We start from the raw sequence: 22,218 nt of genomic DNA, 5'->3' as shown, positions 1-22,218 counted from the left end.
ATGCTCATACTTTAGGAAAAATCAGCGCACCTGGCGGGATAAAGTCGCGAAGAAAGCGAACGATCCGGACAGTGCGGCCGGCCCGCCTGCAGAAGGGGCGGCAACCGGCCTGGCTACGCGCCTCAGAAGCGCGCGCTGGCGAGGGTGGGACAAGAGGCCGGGCGATGCGCGACCGGGGGCAGTCCCGTGCAGGAGGCGCAGGGCGCCGGCGCGCCGCCCTGCGGGGCAATCCCGCCGGCAGTAGCGCCGGTACCGCCTGCACTCGCCAGCTTGTCCTGGCGAGCGGCTTCGCCGCCCACCCGGATCTGGCGCATGGTGTGGTCGTTCAGCCGGAGCTTCATCCGTTCCAGCAGGCTGCCCAGCGCCACGCGCTCCTGGGGGTTGAACGGTGCCACCGACACGCTGTGCAGCGCGCTGAGCGCCTGCGAAACGCGTTCGAGGCGGCTCGCGGCGGTGTCGGCGATGCAGGGCGTGGTGGCTTCGGCATGCTCGATCCAGCCGTCGCGACGCAGTTCATGCAGCAGCAGTTCGGACTGCGGAACGTCGATCGGCATGGCGCCCGGCAACGGGGCGCCGCGTACGAAGTCGCCGCGCTTGATCGCGCGCAGCAACAGCCATTTGGCGTAAGTCAGGCCAGAGGCGGAGAGGGTCTGTTCCAGGGCGTCTTGCCAGGCGGTGACGGCGTCGACCAGTGCAAGGACGACCGGCTCGTTGGGTTCGAGAGGTCTGGGCTGCATGAATGGCGTCTCCTGATTTTAAATTGCCGCCACTACGATGCTGCGGGCACCCGTCACGCTGGTGCAACGGGTTGATGGGCCGAGCATGGCCGGCCCGGGCGGCACGGTTGCTGGACCTCTCTGGCGGGCCCCTTCAACCGATAGGGCGAGACAGTACCAGAAACTTTTGCCATTTTTGTGACATTGCGGGTATGCCCTGAGACTCTGGCTGCAGTTAGTGGAGCGAAGGTCGCTGGCACTGCCGCCGCCTATGAGGAAAGCGACTGCTGCCCATGACTTTAAATCACAGCCGGAATGGGGGCGGCTGGCTACACTGCGAGCCGGAGACCCCACAACGCCAGCCTTCGGCAAACAAGGCGCGGGGCGAGCGGCATGGGCAAGGGCCTGCGCCGCCAGACCGGAGATATGGATGTACAAGGAACGCATTCGCCTGGCCAGGCTGCATGACAAGGTAGTCTCGGCCGACGAAGCCGCCGCGCTGATCCGCGACGGCATGACCGTAGGCATGAGCGGTTTCACCCGCGCGGGCGACTGCAAGGAAGTCCCGTTCGCGCTGGCGCGGCGTGCGGCGACCGAGCCACTGCGCATTACCCTGATGACCGGCGCCTCGCTCGGCAACGACATCGACCGCGTGCTGGCCGAGGCCGACGTGATCGCGCGCCGGCTGCCGTTCCAGTCCGATGCCACGCTGCGCCGCAAGATCAACGCCGGCGAAGTGATGTTCATCGACCAGCACCTGTCCGAAACCGTCGAGCAGCTGCGTTCCGGCCAGATCGCGCCGGTGGACGTGGCGGTGGTCGAGGCTGTCGCGATCACCGAGCAGGGCGGCATCATCCCCAGCACCTCGGTGGGCAATTCGGCCAGCTTTGCCATGCTGGCGCGCAAGGTGATTGTCGAAATCAACATGAACATGCCGCTGGAGCTGGAGGGGCTGCACGACATCTATTTCCCGGTCCACCGCCCGTACCGGCAGCCGATCCCGCTGATCGCGCCGGAACAGCGCATCGGACTGCCGTATATCCCGATCGATCCGGCAAAGATTGCCGCCATCGTCATCACCGCCAAGGACGACAGCCCCTCCAATGCGCTGCCTCCGGACGACGAGACGCGCAGCATCGCCGGCCACCTCAATGACTTCCTGCTGCGCGAAGTGCGCGCGGGCAAGCTGTCGCCGTCGCTGCAGCCGCTGCAGGCCGGCATCGGCACCATTGCCAACGCCGTGCTGCACGGGCTGGTCGACTCGCCGTTCCGCGACCTGAAGATGTATTCCGAGGTGCTGCAGGACAGCACCATCGAGTTGCTCGATGCGGGCCGGCTGTCGTTCGCCTCGGCATCGTCGGTGACGCTGACGCGCGAGGTCTACCAGCGCTTTCTGTCGAACCTGGACCGCTACCGCTCGCGGCTGCTGCTGCGCCCGCAGGAGATCAGCAACCATCCAGAGATCCTGCGCCGGCTGGGGCTGATCACCATCAACACCGCGCTGGAGTGCGACATCTACGGCAACGTCAATTCCACGCACGTGGGCGGCACGCACATGATGAACGGCATCGGTGGCTCCGGCGACTTTGCGCGCAATGCGCACCTGTCGGTGTTCGTGACCAAGTCGGTGGCCAAGGGCGGCGATGTCTCCAGCATCGTGCCGATGGTGGCGCACGTGGACCACACCGAGCACGACGTCGACATCATCGTCACCGAGCATGGCCTGGCCGACCTGCGCGGCCTGGCGCCGCGCGAGCGCGCGCACACCGTCATCGCCAATTGCGCCGACCCGCAATACCGCGAATTGCTGGGCGATTATTTCCGCCGCGCCAGCGCCCACGGTGGCCACACGCCGCACTTGCTGGAAGAGGCGCTGTCCTGGCACGTCGGCTTCCGCGATCGCGGCACGATGCAGCCCCCACAGCCGGCGCAGGCGCTGGCTGCCTGAAACGCGTACGCAACAATGCAAACAGCCCGCCGAAGCGGGCTGTCTTGCCTGGGCAGTGCGGGCTTATTGGGCCTTGTCGCCCTGGCTGGCGGGCGCCTTGGCGCCATCGGTGTACGGATCGTACTTGCCGGTCTTGGCACCGTCGGTGTACGGATCAGGCTTGCCAGCCTTGGCACCGTCGGTGTACGGATCGTACTTGCCGGCCTTGGCGCCGTCGGTGTTCGGGTCGAACTTCTTGCCCGAGTTGGTCAGGTCGGAGCGCGTCGACTGCTTGGCGCCATCGGTGTAGGGATCGAACTTGCCCGACTTCGCCGGGTTCTGGTTCGGGCTGGCCTGCTTCTTGGTGTGGCTGCCGCCGTAGAGGTCGCCGCCCTCGGTGTAGTTCTTCTGCGCATAAACCTGCGTCGCACCCACAGCGGCGAATGCTGCAACGATCAGGGTCGAAACGGTCTTCTTCAGCATCTCTTTATCCTCGCGATATCGGCATCGCAGCGCCTGCGCGATGACGGGTTGGGGCCGAGCGTGGTCCGGCATGCGGCCGGCCGTGTGGCGGATCACCCAGCTAATGTACCGAGTTGGCGCGTGTCCGCAAAGTGAAAGTTTCTTCTATGGATATTGAAACGCTTGGGCGAAGGTTGCGTCCTGTCCAGGATCAAGATTCGGCTCCGAGAACAGAAATTTCCCATTGGAGAGTGACGTAATCGGCACGTTTTGTGGCGTCCAGACGAAAAAACGGCTGCCATGTGGCAGCCGTTCGATGTCCTCTTTGACACAAAGGCCGGTTATTCCAGCGTGATGTTCTGGTCATGCGCAATCTTCTTGCGCAGGTCCAGTTCGCGCTTGATCTGCGCGGCGTACTGGGCCGGGGTGTTGCCGTCGGTGTAGGCGCCGCTTTCAGCCAGGCGGCGCTTGACGTTCGGGTCCTGCAGTGCCTTGACCGCGGCATCGTGCACGCGCGTGATGATGGCAGCGGGCGTGCCGGTCGGGGCGACCAGGCCATACCAGGCCATGTTGTTCATGTCCTTCATGCCGGCTTCGGCAAAGGTCGGCACATCGGGCAGGCCCTCGACACGCTTGGGTGCCGCCACTGCCAGCGCACGCAGCTTGCCGGCCTGGATATGCGGCATCGACGACGGCAGGTTGTCAAACTGCGCGTTGACCTGGCCGGCCAGCGTGTCGTTCAGCGCCGGGCCCGATCCGCGGTAGGGGATATGGACCATGTCGGTCTTGGTGATGTCCTTGAACAGCTCGCCATCCAGATGCGAGATGCTGCCCTTGCCGGCGGACGCGTAGCTGTACTTGCCCGGGTTGGCCTTCAGCAGTGCGACGAATTCCTTCAGCGTCTTGGCCGGCACCTTCGGGTTCACCGTCAGCACGTTGGGCACGTTGACCAGGTTGGTAATCGGCGCGAAATCCTTGAGCGGGTCGTACGGATTCTTGGGATTGGTGGCTGGGTTGGTCGCCATGGTACTGACCGTGGCGATGCCCAGGGTGTAGCCATCCGGCGCGGACTTGGCCAGCGCGTCGGCGCCGATCGCGCCACCGCCGCCGCCGCGGTTTTCCACCACCACCGGCTGGCCCAGCTCGCGGCCCAGGCCGTCGGAGACCGCGCGCGCGACGATATCGGTGGTGCCGCCGGCCGCGAACGGGACGATCAGGCGGATCGGCTTGGTGGGGTAGGACTGCGCCTGGGCAAAGCCGGCACAGGCCAGGCCGATGGCTGCGAGGCAGGCGGCTGCGCCTGCATTGTTGACTGCTTTCAAGGATGCCTCCGTTCTTCTTTCACTGATTGCTTGCCAGGCGGGCTGCAGGCGTTTCTATCGGGCGCCACCATCGTGCGCCCCGCGCCGTCAGTCTTCCCGCGCCGGCTGACCCGGCCGCGCCGGGGTGCGGCAGCGGCCTGCGCGTTGCGGTTCCGCGATACGGAACCAAGTTCCACAACGTGCGCGGAAGCGATTCAACCGGGAAAGCGCGTGGAAAGGAATTGGTGACAACCCGCGTATCAAGAAAACGGCGGTCGTGCCGTGCTGCCTGGCAGCGGCTTGCGCAGGAGAGGGGGCGAGGGAAGGGCGAGCGGGAATGAGAACGGAAACGAAGGCGGAAATGAAAAAAGCCGGAAGCAAGCTTCCGGCTTTTCCTGAATTCGCTGGTGGGGCGTGAGTGACTCGAACACTCGACCTACGGATTAAGAGTCCGCTGCTCTACCAACTGAGCTAACGCCCCAACGAAGAAAAAGATTGTAGCAAGGTATCGGATACTGCGCAATACCCTTTCGCCATTTTCCGCGAAGGGGACGGCCGCGGGGCTCGCGCCCGCCGCTACAATTCGGCACCCCCCGATACACCCTGACACGGCCAGCCCATGCACGCCAGAGTCCTGCGCTATCTCGACGAGGTTGTCCGCCGCGGTTCGATCCGCAAGGCGGCCGAGCACCTGCACGTGGCGCCGACGGCCGTGAACCGGCAGATCCTTGACCTGGAAGCCGAGCTGGGCGCGCCGCTGTTCGAGCGCATCAACAAGCGGCTGCGCCTGACGCCGCTGGGCGAGATGGTGCTGGCCCACGTCCGCCAGACGCTGCGCGAGCATGACGCGCTGCGCGAACGTATCGAGGAATTCAAGGGCGCTCGCCGCGGCGAGGTCACCGTGGCGGTCACCGCGGGACTGGCCGGCTCGCTGATGCCGTCGCTGGTGCATGACTTCCGCCAGCGCTATCCGGGCATCGTGGTGCGGGTGAATGACCTGCCGGTTGCCGATATCGTCGCGGCGGTCGAGCAGGGCGATGCCGATCTCGGGCTTGGCTACGATCTGCCGGAGCTGCCCGCCTTTCGCACCCTGGCCAGCAGCGACTGGCAGATCGGCGCGGTGGTGCCGCCGGGCCATGCGCTGGCGGCGCAGCCGTCCGTGCTGCTGAGCGAATGCGTCGGCTATCCGCTGATCCTGCCGGCGCCGTCGCTATCGATCCGCGCCCTGCTGGACGCGGCCTTCTCGCGCAATGCCATCGAAGTTTCGCCGGTGGCGGAATCGACCTCGACCGTGCTGATCCGCCAGCTGGTCATGCTGGGCACTGGCGTGGCGCTGCTGAACCCGCTCGACGTGATGGAAGAGCGCGCGCGGCAGGCGCTGGTGTACGTGCCGCTGCGCGACCGCCACCTGCAGGGGCAGACGCTAACGCTGGTGGCGCGTGCCCGCGGCACCCTCAGCGCGGCCGCGGAGCTGATGGCCGAACGCATCGGCGATGCACTGGCCACGTTGTTCGCCCAGGCCCGCTAGGCGGGGTAGGGTGGATGTCCACTTTTTGTGGACACAGTGCTCGGAATTCAATGCTTAGGCGCGAGCACGCCTTCGCCTTAGACTGGCGGCATCCGTCCCCGAGAACCTAAGGAATGCCGCCATGACCCTGATTGCCCTGAACGCCGACGTACTCGTCACCATGGACGCGCAGCGCCGCGAGATCCGCGACGGCGCGCTGGTCGCCGAAGGCCCGGCGGTGCAATGGGTCGGTCCGACCGCCGGGCTGCCGCCGCAATACCGCCGCATGGTCGACGATGGCAGCGCGCAGGTGCTCGATATGCGCGGCCGCGTGGTGACACCGGGCCTGGTCAACACGCACCACCACATGTACCAGAGCCTGACGCGCGCCGTGCCCGCCGCGCAGGATGCCGAGCTGTTCTCGTGGCTGACCAACCTGTACATGCTGTGGTCGCACCTGACGCCGGAAATGATTGCCGTGTCGACCAGGACCGCGATGGCCGAGCTGATGCTGTCCGGCTGCACCACCACCAGCGATCACCTCTACCTGTTTCCCAACGGCTCGCGCCTGGACGATTCGATCGCCGCCGCGCAGGAGATGGGCATGCGCTTCCACGCCGCGCGCGGCTCGATGAGCGTGGGCCGCAGCAAGGGCGGCCTGCCGCCCGACGTGGTGGTCGAAGATGAAGCCGCGATCCTGCGCGACAGCCAGCGGCTGGTCGAGCAGTACCACGACAGCGCGCGCCACGCGATGCTGCGCGTGGTGCTGGCGCCTTGCTCGCCGTTCTCGGTGTCGCGCGACCTGATGCGCGAGTCGGCCGTGATGGCGCGCCACTATGGCGTGTCGCTGCACACCCACCTGGCCGAGAATGACAACGACATCGCATACTCGCGCGAGAAATTCGGCCTGACGCCGGCGCAGTATGCCGAAGACCTGGGCTGGGTCGGTCACGATGTCTGGCATGCGCACTGCGTGAAGCTCGACGACGAAGGCATTGCGCTGTTCGCGCGTACCGGCACCGGCGTGGCGCATTGCCCGTGCTCGAACATGCGGCTGGCATCCGGCATCGCGCCGGTGCGGGCGATGCGCGATGCGGGCGTGCCGGTCGGGCTGGGTGTCGACGGCAGCGCGTCGAACGACGGCGCGCACATGCTGGGTGAAGCGCGCCAGGCCATGCTGCTGCAGCGTGTCGGCTACGGCCCGGCCGCGATGAGCGCGCGCGAGGCGCTGGAGATCGCCACGCTGGGCGGCGCACGCGTGCTCAACCGCGACGATATCGGCGCGCTCGCGCCGGGCATGTCGGCGGACTTTGTTGCCTTCGATATGTCGGGGGTGGGCTTCGCCGGCGGCGGTCACGACCCGGTTGCGTCGCTGGTGTTCTGCACGCCGGCCAATGTCGCGGCGAGCGTGATCAACGGGCGCGAAGTGGTGCGTGACGGCGTGCTGCTGACGGCGGACCTGCCCAACGTGCTGACGCGGCATCGCGCACTGGCGCACACGCTGTTCGAGCGCGCCAGCGTCGGCACGTGAGCGCGGGGAGGTGAACTGCCGCAGGCGTGCACTGCCTGCGGCATTTTCGAGAAAACCCGGAACGGAAAGCAGCAGCGGAAAAAGCAAAAGGCCGGAAGCATCGCTGCTTCCGGCCTTTCTGTATTCGCTGGTGGGGCGTGAGTGACTCGAACACTCGACCTACGGATTAAGAGTCCGCTGCTCTACCAACTGAGCTAACGCCCCAACGAAGAACGAGATTCTAGCATGATTTCCGGCGCTGTCAACAGTTTGCAAACAACCGTGTGCAACGCCTTTCGCGCATGCCGATGCCAGTGACGATCAGGTGAACGGAACCGAACGCCAGCCTTGCCGGTCATCGGATTGAGCGCAATCGCACAAGGCGGATCCGCACGATATGGTCGGAGCCATGTTAGGATTCTTCTCCACTTGCATATGGAGGGCTGCACCGATGGATATCAAATTCCAAGAGCAAGAACGCTACGACATCAATAATGAAGGCTTGCTCTTCCAGGCGATCGTCAATGGCGAGAAAGTGACTTGCGTAGTGACACGCGAAGCACTGTGGGAAGGCTTCAGCGCCGACCAGGTGCTGTCGCTGGAAGAGGCATTCCGTGCCGGACGCGAAACCATCGAACGCGCCGCCGTGGTGCTGATCGAGCAGGGCGCGCCCCAGCCAATCGTCGTCAAGCGCGCCCACGTGGCGCCGATCTGATGAGGATGGATGCCCCGGCCAGCCGTCGGCATGCCGCGGGCGCCCATCCACCATCAGGCATCACCGCGTAGGGCCGTCCGGCCTTGCGTACCCGGCCCCGCAACGCCGGCGCAGGCACCAACGTCTTCCCCGCTGTTTCAATTTCCGGTCGTCTAACGCTGTCCTCGGCAGGCTTTTTCTTGCTGACGGCATCTTGTGCGCGCGACGCGTCAGCGTGCCGCCGCGGTGGCGCATGCCTGCGGCCGCGGTGCGCTGGCCGCATCGGCATCGACGGCGTCGTGCCCTGATGCTCCCGGCCGCGACGCGCATTCTTCAAAGATCCTGGCGCGGCACTGCGCGCAGATCTCGGGCGACAGCTTGCCGATGATCGTGTGCAGCGCCTGCCGCTTGGTCGGGAAGATATGGTCCGGCCCCAGCTTGTTGCTGAAGCCGGTCTGCTCCCACGTCTGCAGCACCTGCGTGCGCGGGCGGTGGAAGTAGAGGTCGCCGCCCATCGCGCGGCGCTCGGCCAGCTCGTTTTCCCACATTTCCGCGCCGGCCAGGTCGATGAAATTCATGCTCTTGGTCATCGCCAGCAAGTGCGTCTGGCCGGCATTGACCTCACGCAGCCAGTGCAGGCGGTCGGTCACGTACTGGACGGCGCCGAAGTAGATCGCGCCTTCCATGCGCAGCAATTTGAGTTGCGGGCATTCCGGCTGCGGGCGGTGCAGTTCGTCCAGCGGCGTGAAGCGCCGGCCCGGGTCGTCGGCATCCGGCACCAGGCTGCGCACTGCAGGCCTCGAGGTGCGGTACAGGTAGGCCACCAGCGACAGCACGGTGCCGAGCAGCACCGCCATTTCGAGCCGGATCACCAGCGTCGCGGCGAAGGTGCCGATGGCAATCGCGAACTCGGTACGGCTGAGTGTGAAGATGCGCCGCAGCCGGGCGAGATCGAGCAGTCCCCACGCCACCAGCAGCAGCATGGCGCCGATCGCCGCCATCGGGATCTGCGCCAGCAGCGGCGCGCTGAGCGCAACCAGCGCCACCAGCCACAACGCCGAGAACACGCTGGCCAGCGGTGTGCGCGCCCCGGCTTCAAAGTTGGGCATCGAGCGGTTGAGCGAGCCGCACGAGATATAGCCGGAGAAAAAGCCGCCGGCGATATTGGACAGGCCCTGGCCGATGAATTCGCGGTTGGCGTCGATATGCTGCCCGGAGCGCAGCGCCACCGCCTTGGCGATCGAGATCGACTGGCCCAGCGCGACGATGGTCAGCGCCGAGGCGATGCCGAGCAGGTCGGGCAGCTTGCGCCAGTCGACGTCGGGCACATGGAAATGCGGCAGCGCCGAAGGGATCGGCCCGACCACGTTCACATGCTGGGCGAAGGCGCCGGCCTGGTTCAGCAGCAGCGCCACGCCATAGCCGGCGAGCAGCCCCAGCAGCATGAACGGCAGCTTGCGCCACAGCCGCTTGCACAGCAGCGTCACCGCCAGCGTCACGGCGGCGACTGCCGCTGCGGACCAGTTGATGGTCTCGGCATGCTCGGCCAGGTGGCGCAGCACGCCGAAGGCACTGGTGCCGGTCGGCACCTGCAGTCCGAACACATCCTTCAGCGCGTACAACCCGATCAGCGTCGCCGCGCCGCAGGTAAAGCCGAGCAGCACCGACGGCGAGATAAAGTTGGCGAGAGAACCGAGCCGCAGCGTGCCGACCGCGAGCTGCATCACGCCGACCACGATGGTCACCGCCAGCGCCAGCCCGATATACGCGGGGCTGCCGGCGAACGCGAGCGGGCTCAGCATGGCGAACAACGCCAGCGAATTGGCATTGGTCGGCCCCGACATCACATGCCAGCTCGAACCGAACAGCGCCGCGACGATGCAGGGCACCACCGCGCTGTAGATGCCGTACTGCGGCGGCAGTCCGGCCAGCGTGGCGAAGGCCACGCCCTGCGGCAGCACCAGCACCGCGCCGAGCAGGCCGGCGACCAGGTCGGCGCGCAGCGTGGCGCGGTCGACGCGCTGGCGCCACGGGAACATGCGATGCAGGAATGAGCCTTGCGTGGATACGGACATGGGAACAGGACAGCCTCGGCACCCCTGTCCGCGGTCTTGCCGCGTTCAGGGGTTCATGCGGGGTTCATGCCGGCAGTGTAGCGGGCAGGCCGCCGCGGGGCGAGCCGGGCATGCCCGGGCTTGCGTGAATGCGTGGACTGGCGGCGCATGCCGTGGCGGCCGCAGCCCGTGGCGGGCCTCAGCCGCAGTGCAGCGTGGCGACCACCGGAGTGTGATCCGAGGGCTGTTCCCAGGTGCGCGGCACGCGGTCGATCACGCAGGCGGAGCATTGCTCGACCAGCTCCGGCGACAGCAGGATATGGTCGATGCGCAGCCCGGCATTGCGGCGGAACGCCAGCATGCGGTAGTCCCACCAGGAGAAGCTTTTCTCCGGCTGCTCGAACCTGCGGAAGGCATCGGCCAGGCCCAGTTCCACCAGTGCGGCAAAGGCGGCGCGCTCCGGCGGCGACACGAGGTTCTGGCCGACCCACTTGGCCGGATCGTGCACGTCACGGTCTTCGGGCGCGATATTGAAGTCGCCCAGCAGCGCCAGGCGCGGATGGCGCTGCATTTCGTCGCGCAGCCACGCCGTCATCGCTTCCAGCCACTTGAGCTTGTACGTGAACTTCTCCGACTCGGGCGACTGGCCGTTGGGGAAGTAGGCGCAGACCAGGCGCAGGTCGCCGTAGGTGGCGGCGATCACGCGCTGCTGCGCATCCTCGAAGCCGGGAATATTGCGCACTACGTCGACCGGCCCGGGCATGCTGGCGTCGCGCGCGAGAATGGCCACGCCGTTGTACGTTTTCTGGCCGGTGTAGATGCTGTGGAAGCCCGCATTCTCCAGTTCGGCCAGCGGGTACTTGTCGTCCGGCAGCTTCAGTTCCTGCAGGCACAGCGCGTCGATTGGCGCGCCGGCCTGGTCCTGCTCGGCCAGCCATTGCAGCACCTGCGGCAGGCGCACCTTCAGCGAATTGACGTTCCAGCTCGCGATCCGCAGCGGACCGGTGGTGGGCAGTGCAACCGCGCTCATGCCGCCATCCCGCCGTGGCGCAGCAGCGCATCGATCTGCGGCGCGCGGCCGCGGAAGGCGACGAAGGATTCCATCGCCGGGCGGCTGCCGCCCACCGACAGGATCTCGCGCTGGTAGCGCGCGCCGGTCTCGCTGTCGAGCACGGTGCCCGACAGCTGTGCCGCTTCCTCGAACGCCGCATAGACGTCGGCCGACAGCACCTCCGCCCACTTGTAGCTGTAGTAGCCCGCCGCGTAGCCGCCGGCAAAGATATGGCTGAAGGTGTTCGGCCAGCGCGACAGCGGATGCTGCGGCACCACGTGCACGCGGTCATTGATCTGGCGCGAGAGCTCCAGCACCGAGGCGGCGCCGGCCGGGTCGAAGTCCGTATGCAGGTGCATGTCGAACGACGAGAACACGATCTGGCGCAGCGTCATCATGCCGTTCTGGAAGTTCTTGGCGGCCAGCATGCGGTCGAACAATGCGCGCGGCAGCGGCGCGCCGGTGTCGACGTGCTGCGTCATGCCGGTCAGCACTTCGTATTCCCAGCAAAAGTTTTCCATGAACTGCGACGGCAGTTCCACCGCATCCCATTCCACGCCGTTGATGCCGGACACGCCCAGCTCGCCCACCTGCGTCAGCATGTGGTGCAGGCCATGGCCGAACTCATGGAACAGCGTGATCACTTCGTCGTGCGTGAACAGCGCGGGCTTGTTGCCCACCGGCGCGGAAAAGTTGCAGGTCAGGTACGCAACCGGCGTCTGCACGCCGCCTTGCTCGAGCACCTTGCGGCCGCGCGCGTCGTCCATCCAGGCGCCGCCGCGCTTGCCTTCGCGCGCGTACAGGTCGATGTAGAACTGGGCCAGCAGCGTGCCGTCCGCAGTGGTCACGCGGAAGAAGCGCACGTCCTTGTGCCAGGTCTGCGCCGGCTCGGCCTCGATGCGCACCGAGAACAGCTTCTGCACCACGCCGAACAGGCCTTCCAGCACCTTGGGTTCCGGGAAGTACTGCTTGACCTCGTGCTCGGAGAACGCATAGCGCTGCTGGCGCAGCTTTTCCGAGGCATAGGCCACGTCCCACGGCTGCAGGTCGGACAGGCCGAGTTCGGCGGCGGCGAAGGCCTTCAGCTCGGCCCAGTCCTTCTCGGCGTAGGGCCTTGCCTTGATGGCCAGCTCGTCGAGGAACTTCAGCACTTCGGCCGGCGACTCGGCCATCTTAGGTACCAGCGAGACTTCACCGTAGCACTGGTAGCCGAGCATCTGCGCTTCTTCGCGGCGCAGCGCCAGCTGGTCGCGCATGTTGGCGGTGTTGTCCCACTCGCCCTGGCCCTGGCCGTATTGCGCGCCCAGTTCCGAGGCGCGCGTGACATTGGCCTCGTACAACGTCTGGCGCAGCGCGCGGTCGTTGGCGTACTGCAGCACCGGGAAGTACGAGGGGAAGTGCAGCGTGAATTTCCAGCCGGCCTTGCCGTCTTTCTCAGCGGCGTGGCGGGCGGCTTCCCGCGCATCGTCGGGCAGGCCGGCCAGGCGTGCCTCGTCCTCGACGATCAGCGCGTAGGTGTTGGTGGCGTCCAGCACATGGTCGGAGAAGGCCTTGGACAGCTGCGCCTGCTGCTCCTGGATCTCGGCGAAGCGCGGTTTCCGGTCTTCGGGCAGCTCGGCGCCGCCCAGGCGGAAGCCGCGCAGCTCGTTCTCGATCAGCTGGTGGCGGGCCGCGCTCATGCCGGCGAACTCGGGGCTGGCGGCCAGCGCCTTGTACTTTTCATACAGCGCCAGGCTCTGGCCGAGCGACGACCAGAACTCGGTCATGCGCGGCAGGTTGTCGGCGTGTGCCTTGCGCAGTTCCGGCGTGTCGGCGACCGCGCTCAGGTGGCTGACCACGCCCCAGGCGCGGCCCAGCGGCTCGGTGGCCGCTTCCAGCGCCTGCACGGCGTTGGCCCAGTCGGCCGGCGTGGCCGGGTCTTCGGCGCGGGCGACCGCCTGCTGCGCATTTTCGAGCAGCACGTCCAGCGCCGGGCTGATGTGCTCGGGCCGGATCTCGGCGAAGCGGGGCAGGTCGGAAAAGTCCAGCAGCGGATTGTTGGCCGGGGTGGCTTGTGCGGCTTGGTCCATGGCGTGTTCTCGGTTGGCTGGCCTCAAAGGTCGATGCCCCGCAGATGGGGGCGGGGTGCGGGCATTTCCAGCACCCCGTGTGGCGTACTGTAGGTCGAATGTACGCCGAACGCGCGCGCGCTTCAGCCCGCGGCGCGTTCCGCGGCTTCCAGCGTGTTGACCAGCAGCATGGTGATGGTCATCGGGCCGACGCCGCCAGGCACCGGCGTGACGTAGCCGGCCACCTCGCGCACGCCCGCGAAGTCCACGTCGCCGCACAGCTTGCCGTTGTCGTCGCGGTTCATGCCCACGTCGATCACGACGGCGCCCGGCTTGACCATGTCGGCGGTGATCAGGTTGCGCTTGCCGACCGCGGCGACGATCACGTCAGCGTCGCGGGTATGGGCGCCGATATCGCGCGTCTTGCTGTTGCAGATGGTGACGGTGGCACCGGCCTGCAGCAGCAGCATCGCCATAGGCTTGCCGACGATATTGGAGGCCCCGACCACCACGGCACGCGCGCCGCGCAGCGGGTACTGGATCGAATCCAGCATCTTCATGCAGCCATACGGCGTGCACGGGCGGAACAGCGGGGCGCCGGTCATCAGCGCCCCGGCGTTGGCGACGTGGAAGCCGTCGACGTCCTTTTCGGGGGCGATCGCTTCCAGCACCTTGTGGCTGTCGATGTGCTTGGGCAGCGGCAGCTGCACCAGGATGCCGTGGATGCTCGGGTCCTGGTTGAGCGCGTCGATGCGGGCCAGCAATTCCGCCTCGGACAGGTCGGCCGGGTAACGGTCCAGCGAGGAGTGGAAGCCGTTGTCCTGGCAAGCCTTGACCTTGTTGCGCACGTAGACCTGGCTGGCCGGGTCCTCGCCGACCAGGATCACGGCGAGGCCGGGGCGGTGACCGCGCTCGGTCAGGCTGGCGGCGCGCTGGGCGGCTTCGGAGCGGATTTGTTTGGCAAGGGCGTTGCCGTCGATCAGTTGGGCAGACATGGAGGAAAAGACCGGTTTGGGCGGGTTTGTGCGAATTTGGGCGGATCCGGCAGATGGCTTCGGCCGCGGGTGGCGTGCGCCCGTCATGCGGGCATGCGGATCAAAGGCGAATTATAAAGGGTCAGTGCGGGCTGGCGCGCGCAGCTTGACCGGATGCAAGGGTTGTAGGGGTAAGGGACTGGTAGCATCGGCCGCATGCACACCGCGCTCCCGTCCCTGCTGTCAGATCCGCTGCTCGTTGTCGTGTCCCTCGCCGGACTGCTGTGGGCGCTGAGCCGCCGGCCGTGGCGCCTGCTGCGGCGCAATTCGCTGCAGCACGCCTGGCTGGGGGCGATGGTGCTGGTGGCGCTGCTGTGGACGGTGCGCGCCACGCTGGTCGGCGGGCTGGTGATCCAGTTGCTGGGCGCCACGCTGATGGTGACGCTGTTCGGGCTGCCGCTGGCGCTGCTGTCGCTGTTCGTGGTGGACCTGGTGTCGCTGTTCGGGCTCGAATACCTGGCCGGCCACAGCTGGGCGCTGTTCGACTGGCCTTCGCTATGGGTGCGCTATACCTGGCTGGCGCTGGTGCCGGCGCTGCTTTCGGCCGGACTGCAGGCGCTGATGCGGCGCTGGCTGCCGCGCCATCCGTTCATCTTTATCCTGGGGCACGGCTATTTCACCGCGGGGCTGGCCGCGCTGGGCGCGAGCGCCGCGCAGGCGGCGTGGCGGCACGTGATGGCGCCGGGGCTGCCGTTCACCGTGGCCGATACGCTGGCGGCTACGCTGATCCTGGCGTTTGGCGAGGCGTTCCTGACCGGGCTGCTGGTGGCCGTCTTTGTGGTCTACCGGCCACAATGGGTGGTCACGTTCCGGGACGAAGATTACCTGAAGAATTGAGACCGGGGCGCCGGCAGTGGCGCCCGGAAAGGCTGGCCAGGAGGGCTTGAGGAGGCCAGCCGGCGCCGCAGGTCAGCTGTTGCGCGACAGGGCCAGGCGCAGCAGGTCGGCGACCGTGTTGACGTTGAGCTTTTCCATGATGTTGGCGCGGTGCGCCTCCACCGTCTTGATGGAAATGCCCAGGTCATCGGCGATCTGCTTGTTCAGGCGGCCTGCCACGATGCGCTCCAGCACCTGCTGCTCGCGCGTGGTCAGCTTGCCCAGCAGGTCCTTGGCGGCGCGCTGCTCGCGCGCGGCCGAGTGGTCGGTGCGGGCCTTCTGCAGCATGCGCTCGACCAGCGCGCGCAGTTCGGATTCGTCGAACGGCTTCTCGATGAAATCGATGGCGCCGCGCTTCATGGTCGATACCGCCATCGGCACGTCGCCATGGCCGGTGATAAAGACGATCGGGATATTGATGTTCTCGGCGATCATCCGCTCCTGCAGTTCCGGGCCGCTCATGCCGGGCATGCGCACGTCGAGGATCAGGCAGGACACCTGGCTGGCGTCGTAGGCGGCGAGGAACTGCTCGGCGCTGGTAAAGCTGCGAACCTGGTAGCCATTGCCCTCCAGCAACCAGGTCAGCGAGTCGCGCATGGCTTCATCGTCGTCGACGATGAACACGGTCTCGCCGCGGTGGGGCGTGGGGTTTGGCGTTGCGGTCATGTAGTCTCCTCGGGACAACAATTCATTGCTGCGAAGTGTAACCGCCCCGGGGCCTCTGTGGCGAGACGGATCCCCCACATGCGTAGGGAGTCCGCGCCGGCCTGCCGGGGGCGTCCGGAACGAATCGGACAGCGGTCGAATGCGGGGATTATTGTTCGGCCATCACCGGATGCAGCGGCAGCATGATCTTGAAGGTGCAGCCAATGCCGTCGACATTGTTCTCCACCCACAGCCGGCCCTGGTGCGACTCGATGATCGAGCGGCAGATGTTCAGCCCCATGCCCATGCCGTCGGACTTGGTGCTGAAGAAGGGCTCGAACAGCCGTTCCTTGGTCGCTTCGTCGACGCCCGGACCCTGGTCGATGACATCGATATGGACGTTGTCGCCGAACTCGCCCGGCTCCACGCGCGCGTGCAGGCGCACCACGCCGCCGGCGCGCAGCGCCGGCAGGCCGGCCATGGCTTCGACCGCGTTCTTGAGCAGGTTCACCAGCACCTGCTCGATCAGCACCGGGTCGACATAGATGGTCATCGGCGGCGCCGGCAGCCGGGTCAGGATGGTGACGCGGCGGCGGGTCGCCTCCAGGTCGGCCAGGCCCACGGCATCGGCGACGATATCGTGCAGCGCCGCTTCGCGGCGCTGCGGCTGGCTGCGCTTCACGAAGCCGCGGATGCGGCTGATGATGGTGCCCGCGCGCACGGCCTGCGCGGAGGTTTTCTCCAGCACCGGGATCAGGTCTTCCGGCGTGCTGCGGCCCGAATGCAGCCGCGCCACCGCGCCCATGCAGTAGTTGTTGATGGCGGCCAGCGGCTGGTTCAGCTCGTGCGCCAGCGACGACGCCATCTCGCCCATGGTGGTCAGGCGGCTGGTGAACTGCAGGCGTTCCTCATGCTGGCGCGCCATTTCCTCGGCGGCCTTGCGCACGGTGATGTCGGTGGCGATCTGCATCTGCGCCAGGTGGCCGTCCACCCACTGGATATAGCGGCGGCGCACTTCGAACCATTTCTGCATGTCGGGCACGAACACCTCGCGCGCGTCCGACGCATAGGGCATTAGCTCGGAAGCGGGCAGGCCGGCGTAGGCGTCGACGTAATCGGTGTTGTCGCTCGAGACCTGTTCCTTGTCGAGATCGTCGCCGGCGAGCTTGAGGTGGCCCTCGGCCTCCCAGCCGAACAGCTGGCGGTAATAGCGATTGGCGAACAGCAGCTCGGCCTTGTCGGTGGCGAGCACCGACACCGCGGCGTCCAGGCTCTCCAGCACTGTGGTGAAGCGGTCATGCGCGGCGGCCAGTTCCTCGCGCGCGCGCTTGGGCTCGGTGATGTCGGTCATCGAACTCATCCAGCCGGTATGGCGGCCGCGGCTGTCGACCAGCGGCGACACATACATGCGCGCGTAGAAGCTGCTGCCGTCGCGGCGCATCGTGCGCATCTCATAGCCGCCGGCGGGCGACTTGCCCTGCAGCGTCAGGTCGATCTGCTTCTGCATCTCCTGCTGGTCGTTCGGCGGCCAGTAGGGGAAGGGCGGCAGGCGGCCGACCAGGTCGTTCTCCTGCCATCCGGTCATGCGGCAGAAGGCGGGGTTGACGTAGGTGATGCGGCCGTTCAGATCGAGCGCGCGCAGGCCGATCAGCATCGAGTTTTCCATCGCGCGCCGGAACGAGGTCTCGGCCAGCAGCGCGCGCTGCGCCTCGGAGCGGCGGCTGGTATGGCGCCACATGCTCCACAGGCTCCACAGCAGGAAGCAGGACAGGCCCACCACCAGCCACAGCAGCATGTTGTTGGGCAGGTTCGACGGCGGCGGGTAGGCGTCGGCGCGCAGCGACAGCGAGTGGCCGGGCGGATCCAGCAGCACTTCATACGACAGCGCGTTGCCGGGCACTGGCCGCAGCGAGGTGCTGGCGCGGGTCTGGTTGTTCTTATCGATCAGCGAGAAGCGGTAGCGCTCGGTCAGCTCCGGCGGCAGCAGGTGCGTCAGGATGCCGTTGATCGAGTACAGCGCGCCGAGCGTGCCGAGGAACTCGTTGTCGCGCACGATCGGCACTTGCATCAGCATGAAGCTGTCGCCGCGGTCGTTGACCAGCGGGCGCGAGTAGACCACGCGCTGGGTTTCGCGCGCGGCATCGAAGGTGTCCAGCACTTCGGGCTCGAGCGGCTGGTCCTGGTTTTCGCGCAGGCGCACCGCGAACTCGGACGTCGACGGCAGCGACCAGCGGCCGCGCTTGGTGGCGTCGAGCCAGTTGATAAAGACGATCTCGGAGTTCTCGCGCAGGATTTCCTGGGCGGCGGTACGGTAGGCGCCTTGCTCCAGTTGCGCGGCGGCGATGTCGCGCGCCAGCGAGGCCAGCTGGTCCTGGTTGCTGAGCAGCGACAGGCGTACGCGCTGTTGCGCCCAGGCGGCGTCGCGGTACAGCGCATCGCGTTGCTGCTGGCGCTCGGTCTCGTGCAGCGACCACAGGATCACGCCCATTGCCACCGTGAACAGCACGATCGCGACCAGCGGGATGAACATGAACCAGCTGGTGGCGACGAGATTGCGCCAGCGCAGCCACCACAGGCCGCGCGGGGCCGCCACCGGCGCGCCGTCGTCGGGGTCGAGGGTGTCGATCGGACCGAGCCCCGTCGCCGGAGGCGGGGCGTGGCCGGTGTCGCCCCCGGCGGCCTTGGCTGTGCCCGAAGCATCGGGGGAAAGCATGGCTGCACGCAGGCGGGAGAGGTAGCGATCGAGGAACGGCATGGGAGGGATTGACGGCTGACCGTTCAGTGTACCGAGATTATTGCGGTGCGTCGCTTGGGGAAAGCGCCAATGAAATCCCGGCCGCCGCTGTCCGCGCGGGCGCCCTTGCGGCTGGCGCCATGCGCGTCGTGGCGTGGATCTTGGTGCATTGCGTCATTATTTCACATCGTAAAAAACGATATCGCAATTTGAAAATTTCACTTGTGTTGCCCAATGGGCTTCCATAGAATCGGTTCGACCCAAGAATGCGGGCGGTAGCCATGCGCCTGCCGCGCGGAGGAGCCGGAACAGGTTCCCCGGCGGCGGCCCCGATGCAAGGCGCGGCAGCGCCGGACCCGCAACGGTGCGAGTCAACCCGTAGAGCCCCCAAAGCCGGCGCCGGAAGCGCAGGCACGGAAGCACGAATTCACCCAGGAGACAGTCATGTCCGCCGTACCAGAGCAGATTCTCGGCGCATCCAGCGCCAACGACGCCGATCCCCAGGAAACCCATGAATGGCTGGATGCCCTGCAGGGCGTCCTCGCCGCCGAGGGCCCGGCACGCGCCGCGTTCCTGATCGACAAGCAGATCGAGTACGCACGCGTGAACGGCGTGACCCAGCCGTTCCACGCCGAGACGCAGTACATCAACACCATCCCGGTGGAGCAGCAGGCCCGCATCCCCGGCGACCAGGACATCGAGCACCGCATCCGCTCGTACACCCGCTGGAACGCCATGGCGATGGTGCTGCGCGCCAACAAGCACACCAACGTCGGCGGCCATATCTCCTCGTTTGCCTCGGCGGCCACGCTGTATGACGTCGGCTACAACCATTTCTGGCGCGCCCCCTCGGAACAGAGCGGTGGCGACCTGGTCTTCGTGCAGGGCCACTCGGCACCGGGCGTGTACTCGCGCGCCTTCCTGCTGGGCCGCCTGAGCCAGGACCAGCTCGACAACTTCCGCCAGGAAGTCGACGGCCACGGCATCTCGTCCTACCCGCACCCGTGGCTGATGCCGGACTTCTGGCAGTTCCCGACCGTGTCGATGGGCCTGGGCCCGATCATGGCCATCTACCAGGCCCGCTTCATGAAGTACCTGGACAGCCGCGGCCTGGCCAAGGCCGGCGACCGCAAGGTGTGGGCCTTCCTGGGCGACGGCGAGACCGACGAGCCGGAATCGCTGGGCGCGATCGGCATGGCCGGCCGCGAGAAGCTTGACAACCTCGTGTTCGTCATCAACTGCAACCTGCAGCGCCTGGACGGCCCGGTGCGCGGCAACGGCAAGATCATCCAGGAACTGGAATCCGAGTTCCGCGGCGCGGGCTGGAACGTGATCAAGGTGGTGTGGGGCAGCAAGTGGGATTCGCTGCTGGCGCGCGACACCAAGGGCCTGCTGATGAAGCGCATGATGGACTGCGTGGACGGCGAGTACCAGACCATGAAGGCCAAGGACGGCGCCTACGTCCGCGAGCACTTCTTCAACACGCCTGAGCTAAAGGCGATGGTCGCCGACTGGTCCGACGAGGACATCTGGCGCCTGAACCGCGGCGGCCACGACCCGCACAAGATCTACGCCGCCTACAAGGCCGCCAGCGAGCACAAGGGCCAGCCCACGCTGATCCTGGCCAAGACCATCAAGGGTTATGGCATGGGCGACGCCGGCCAGGCCATGAACGTGGCCCACCAGCAGAAGAAGATGCCGGTGGACGCGATCCGCAAGTTCCGCGACCAGTTCAATATCCCGGTCGCCGACGACAAGCTGGAAGAGGTGCCGTACATCACCTTCCCGGAAGGCTCGAAGGAACTGGAATACATGCGCCAGGCGCGCATGAACCTGGGCGGCTACCTGCCGGCCCGCCGGCAGAAGGCCGAAGCCCTGCCGGTTCCGCAGCTGTCCGCGTTCGACGCGCTGCTGAAGGCCACCGGCGAAGGCCGCGAAGTGTCCACCACCATGGCCTTCGTGCGGATCCTGAACACGCTGCTCAAGGACAAGCAGATCGGCAAGCACGTGGTGCCCATCGTCCCGGACGAGTCGCGCACCTTCGGCATGGAAGGCCTGTTCCGCCAGGTCGGCATCTGGAACCAGGAAGGCCAGAAGTACGTGCCGGAAGACCATGACCAGCTGATGTTCTACAAGGAATCGCAGACTGGCCAGGTGCTGCAGGAAGGCATCAACGAAGCCGGCGCCATGTGCGACTGGATCGCCGCCGCCACGTCGTACTCGACGCACGGCGTGCAGATGATCCCGTTCTACATCTACTACTCGATGTTCGGCATCCAGCGTATCGGCGACCTGTGCTGGGCCGCTGCCGACATGCGCTCGCGCGGCTTCCTGCTGGGCGGCACCGCCGGCCGCACCACGCTGAACGGCGAGGGCCTGCAGCATGAAGACGGCCACTCGCACGTGTTCCACGCCGCGATCCCGAACTGCATCTCGTACGACCCGACCTACCAGTACGAACTGGCGGTGATCATGCAGGACGGCCTGCGCCGCATGTACGCCGAGCAGGAAGACGTCTACTACTACCTGACGGTGATGAACGAGAACTACGAGCATCCGGAAATGCCGGCTGGCGTAGAGCAGGACATCGTCAAGGGCATGTACCAGTTCCGCAAGGGCGTCGAGAACAGCAACGCGCCGCGCGTGCAGCTGCTGGGCTCCGGCACGATCTTCCGCGAGGTGGTTGCCGCCGCCGAGCTGCTGAAGAAGGACTGGGGCGTCGAGTCCGACCTGTGGAGCTGCCCGAGCTTCACCGAGCTGGCCCGCGAAGGCCAGGCCGCCGAGCGCTTCAACCTGCTGCACCCGGCCGAAGCCCAGCGCGAAGCCTTTGTCACGCAGAAGCTGAAGTCGGTCCGCGGCCCGGTGATTGCATCGACCGACTACGTGCGCGCCTTCGCCGAGCAGATCCGCCCGTTCGTGCCGCGCCGCTACGTGGTGCTGGGCACCGACGGCTTCGGCCGCTCGGATACCCGCGAGAAGCTGCGCCACTTCTTTGAAGTGGACCGCCACTGGGTCACGCTGGCCGCGCTCAAGGCGCTGGCCGACGAGGGCGCCATCAGCCGCGACAAGGTGGCCGAGGCCATCAAGAAGTACAACCTCGACCCGAGCAAGCCCAACCCGATGTCGGTCTGATCCGGCAGCCTGCACCCACCCCCGCAGTACGGCGACGCCGTGCCGCGGGCGCCCCGGCAAACCGCCGGCTGGCGCCTTGCGGCATGGCGGCGTGACAGAAGCGGGCGGCGAAGGTAATCTCGCCGCTTGCGGATGTCGTGCGCGCCGGCCTGCCCAGGAGACACTGAATGAGTCAAGCAATTGAAATCAAGGTGCCGGATATCGGCGACTATGACGCCGTTCCCGTCATCGAAGTGCATGTGAAACCCGGCGACAGCATCAACGCGGAAGACGCGCTGGTGACGCTGGAATCGGACAAGGCCACCATGGACGTGCCCTCGCCGCAGGCCGGCGTGGTCAAGGACGTCCGCATCAAGGTGGGCGACAACGTGTCCGAAGGCTCCGTGCTGGTTATGCTGGAAGCGGCCAACGAGGCCTCCGCGGCACCGCCCGCCGGGGCCGCTGCGCCTGCTCCGGCGCCGGCCGCCGCAGCGCCCGCACCCGCTGCCGCGCCGGCAGCGGCTCCCGCGGCAGCCCCTGCCGCGAGC

Annotated in this window: 16 protein-coding genes and 2 tRNA genes; 7 read left to right on the top strand and 11 right to left on the bottom strand. The window is 66.8% G+C overall.

Annotated features, from left to right (window positions below; all coding sequences use genetic code 11):
* Positions 1-122: 122 nt before the first annotated feature.
* Positions 123-737: a MarR family transcriptional regulator gene (locus E1J61_RS29440; RefSeq protein WP_133097434.1), complete on the bottom strand. Its 615-nt coding sequence runs from the start codon at positions 735-737 to the stop codon at positions 123-125.
* A gap of 409 nt (positions 738-1,146) precedes the next feature.
* Between E1J61_RS29440 and E1J61_RS29435 the strand changes: the two genes are divergently transcribed.
* Positions 1,147-2,664, top strand: coding sequence for an acetyl-CoA hydrolase/transferase family protein (locus E1J61_RS29435; protein WP_133097433.1), 1,518 nt, complete (start codon positions 1,147-1,149; stop codon positions 2,662-2,664).
* 63 nt (positions 2,665-2,727) lie between these two features.
* Here the strand turns inward: E1J61_RS29435 and E1J61_RS29430 are convergent, their stop codons facing one another.
* The 3 genes from E1J61_RS29430 to E1J61_RS29420 form a co-directional block, all read right to left on the bottom strand.
* Entirely contained in the window at positions 2,728-3,126 is a 399-nt protein-coding gene (locus tag E1J61_RS29430; protein WP_133097432.1) for a hypothetical protein, read from the bottom strand.
* A gap of 320 nt (positions 3,127-3,446) precedes the next feature.
* A complete protein-coding gene (locus tag E1J61_RS29425; protein ID WP_133097431.1) occupies positions 3,447-4,427 on the bottom strand; it encodes a tripartite tricarboxylate transporter substrate binding protein BugE in 981 nt (326 codons plus the stop codon).
* 384 nt (positions 4,428-4,811) lie between these two features.
* Positions 4,812-4,887 (bottom strand) — tRNA-Lys (locus E1J61_RS29420).
* A 138-nt stretch (positions 4,888-5,025) separates the two neighbouring features.
* Between E1J61_RS29420 and E1J61_RS29415 the strand changes: the two genes are divergently transcribed.
* Together E1J61_RS29415 and E1J61_RS29410 are read left to right on the top strand one after the other, a co-directional pair.
* Positions 5,026-5,934, top strand: coding sequence for a LysR substrate-binding domain-containing protein (locus E1J61_RS29415; RefSeq protein ID WP_133097430.1), 909 nt, complete (start codon positions 5,026-5,028; stop codon positions 5,932-5,934).
* Between the two features lie 121 nt (positions 5,935-6,055).
* A complete protein-coding gene (locus tag E1J61_RS29410) occupies positions 6,056-7,444 on the top strand; it encodes an 8-oxoguanine deaminase (protein ID WP_133097429.1) in 1,389 nt (462 codons plus the stop codon).
* Positions 7,445-7,572: 128 nt separating this feature from the next.
* Here E1J61_RS29410 and E1J61_RS29405 read toward each other — a convergent pair.
* A tRNA-Lys gene (locus tag E1J61_RS29405) sits at positions 7,573-7,648 on the bottom strand.
* A gap of 226 nt (positions 7,649-7,874) precedes the next feature.
* Here E1J61_RS29405 and E1J61_RS29400 point away from each other — a divergent pair.
* On the top strand, positions 7,875-8,138 hold the full coding sequence (locus E1J61_RS29400) for a DUF1488 domain-containing protein (protein ID WP_029047712.1): 264 nt from the start codon (positions 7,875-7,877) through the stop codon (positions 8,136-8,138).
* 209 nt (positions 8,139-8,347) lie between these two features.
* On the opposite strand, the gene E1J61_RS29395 is transcribed toward E1J61_RS29400, so the two are convergent.
* The 4 genes from E1J61_RS29395 to folD form a co-directional block, all read right to left on the bottom strand.
* On the bottom strand, positions 8,348-10,192 hold the full coding sequence (locus E1J61_RS29395) for a SulP family inorganic anion transporter (RefSeq protein WP_371704846.1): 1,845 nt from the start codon (positions 10,190-10,192) through the stop codon (positions 8,348-8,350).
* Positions 10,193-10,370: 178 nt separating this feature from the next.
* A complete protein-coding gene (xth, locus tag E1J61_RS29390; RefSeq protein WP_195429544.1) occupies positions 10,371-11,201 on the bottom strand; it encodes an exodeoxyribonuclease III in 831 nt (276 codons plus the stop codon).
* Positions 11,198-13,291 carry a M3 family metallopeptidase gene (locus E1J61_RS29385; protein ID WP_133097428.1) on the bottom strand — a complete coding sequence of 698 codons (2,094 nt, stop codon included), beginning with the start codon at positions 13,289-13,291 and terminating at the stop codon, positions 11,198-11,200. Before E1J61_RS29385 ends, xth begins: the two co-directional genes overlap by 4 nt.
* Before the next feature lie 122 nt (positions 13,292-13,413).
* Positions 13,414-14,265 (bottom strand): bifunctional methylenetetrahydrofolate dehydrogenase/methenyltetrahydrofolate cyclohydrolase FolD, encoded by an 852-nt coding sequence (folD, locus tag E1J61_RS29380; protein WP_133097427.1) that lies wholly within the window; start codon positions 14,263-14,265, stop codon positions 13,414-13,416.
* Between the two features lie 195 nt (positions 14,266-14,460).
* Here folD and E1J61_RS29375 point away from each other — a divergent pair, with 195 nt between their 5' ends.
* Complete coding sequence (locus E1J61_RS29375) at positions 14,461-15,141, top strand: hypothetical protein (RefSeq protein ID WP_133097426.1); 681 nt, start codon at positions 14,461-14,463, stop codon at positions 15,139-15,141.
* A gap of 72 nt (positions 15,142-15,213) precedes the next feature.
* Here E1J61_RS29375 and E1J61_RS29370 read toward each other — a convergent pair whose 3' ends face one another.
* Together E1J61_RS29370 and E1J61_RS29365 are read right to left on the bottom strand one after the other, a co-directional pair.
* Complete coding sequence (locus E1J61_RS29370; protein ID WP_029047707.1) at positions 15,214-15,846, bottom strand: response regulator transcription factor; 633 nt, start codon at positions 15,844-15,846, stop codon at positions 15,214-15,216.
* A 148-nt stretch (positions 15,847-15,994) separates the two neighbouring features.
* Complete coding sequence (locus tag E1J61_RS29365; protein ID WP_133097425.1) at positions 15,995-18,580, bottom strand: PAS domain S-box protein; 2,586 nt, start codon at positions 18,578-18,580, stop codon at positions 15,995-15,997.
* A 423-nt stretch (positions 18,581-19,003) separates the two neighbouring features.
* Here E1J61_RS29365 and aceE point away from each other — a divergent pair, with 423 nt between their 5' ends.
* Positions 19,004-21,691: a pyruvate dehydrogenase (acetyl-transferring), homodimeric type gene (aceE, locus tag E1J61_RS29360; RefSeq protein WP_133097424.1), complete on the top strand. Its 2,688-nt coding sequence runs from the start codon at positions 19,004-19,006 to the stop codon at positions 21,689-21,691.
* Between the two features lie 167 nt (positions 21,692-21,858).
* Positions 21,859-22,218 (top strand): biotin/lipoyl-containing protein (locus E1J61_RS29355; RefSeq protein ID WP_305791068.1); only part of this gene is annotated, 360 nt, incomplete at its 3' end.

This window comes from Cupriavidus sp. L7L (genome assembly GCF_004353535.1).
GTDB classification, from domain to species: domain Bacteria; phylum Pseudomonadota; class Gammaproteobacteria; order Burkholderiales; family Burkholderiaceae; genus Cupriavidus; species Cupriavidus oxalaticus_A.
Note: the sequence above shows the minus strand (reverse complement) of the source record. Positions and strands in the feature narration are given on the sequence as shown.

What these genes read in the sequence shown, in the direction of transcription:
- E1J61_RS29400 (WP_029047712.1), top strand. Translation starts at nt 7,875, where the DNA reads ATGGATATCAAATTCCAAGAGCAAGAACGCTACGACATCAATAATGAA.
- E1J61_RS29410 (WP_133097429.1), top strand. Translation starts at nt 6,056, where the DNA reads ATGACCCTGATTGCCCTGAACGCCGACGTACTCGTCACCATGGACGCG.
- aceE (WP_133097424.1), top strand. Translation starts at nt 19,004, where the DNA reads ATGTCCGCCGTACCAGAGCAGATTCTCGGCGCATCCAGCGCCAACGAC.
- E1J61_RS29385 (WP_133097428.1), bottom strand. Translation starts at nt 13,291, where the DNA reads ATGGACCAAGCCGCACAAGCCACCCCGGCCAACAATCCGCTGCTGGAC.
- folD (WP_133097427.1), bottom strand. Translation starts at nt 14,265, where the DNA reads ATGTCTGCCCAACTGATCGACGGCAACGCCCTTGCCAAACAAATCCGC.
- E1J61_RS29365 (WP_133097425.1), bottom strand. Translation starts at nt 18,580, where the DNA reads ATGCCGTTCCTCGATCGCTACCTCTCCCGCCTGCGTGCAGCCATGCTT.
- E1J61_RS29440 (WP_133097434.1), bottom strand. Translation starts at nt 737, where the DNA reads ATGCAGCCCAGACCTCTCGAACCCAACGAGCCGGTCGTCCTTGCACTG.
- E1J61_RS29430 (WP_133097432.1), bottom strand. Translation starts at nt 3,126, where the DNA reads ATGCTGAAGAAGACCGTTTCGACCCTGATCGTTGCAGCATTCGCCGCT.
- E1J61_RS29395 (WP_371704846.1), bottom strand. Translation starts at nt 10,192, where the DNA reads ATGTCCGTATCCACGCAAGGCTCATTCCTGCATCGCATGTTCCCGTGG.
- E1J61_RS29435 (WP_133097433.1), top strand. Translation starts at nt 1,147, where the DNA reads ATGTACAAGGAACGCATTCGCCTGGCCAGGCTGCATGACAAGGTAGTC.
- E1J61_RS29375 (WP_133097426.1), top strand. Translation starts at nt 14,461, where the DNA reads ATGCACACCGCGCTCCCGTCCCTGCTGTCAGATCCGCTGCTCGTTGTC.
- E1J61_RS29370 (WP_029047707.1), bottom strand. Translation starts at nt 15,846, where the DNA reads ATGACCGCAACGCCAAACCCCACGCCCCACCGCGGCGAGACCGTGTTC.
- E1J61_RS29415 (WP_133097430.1), top strand. Translation starts at nt 5,026, where the DNA reads ATGCACGCCAGAGTCCTGCGCTATCTCGACGAGGTTGTCCGCCGCGGT.
- xth (WP_195429544.1), bottom strand. Translation starts at nt 11,201, where the DNA reads ATGAGCGCGGTTGCACTGCCCACCACCGGTCCGCTGCGGATCGCGAGC.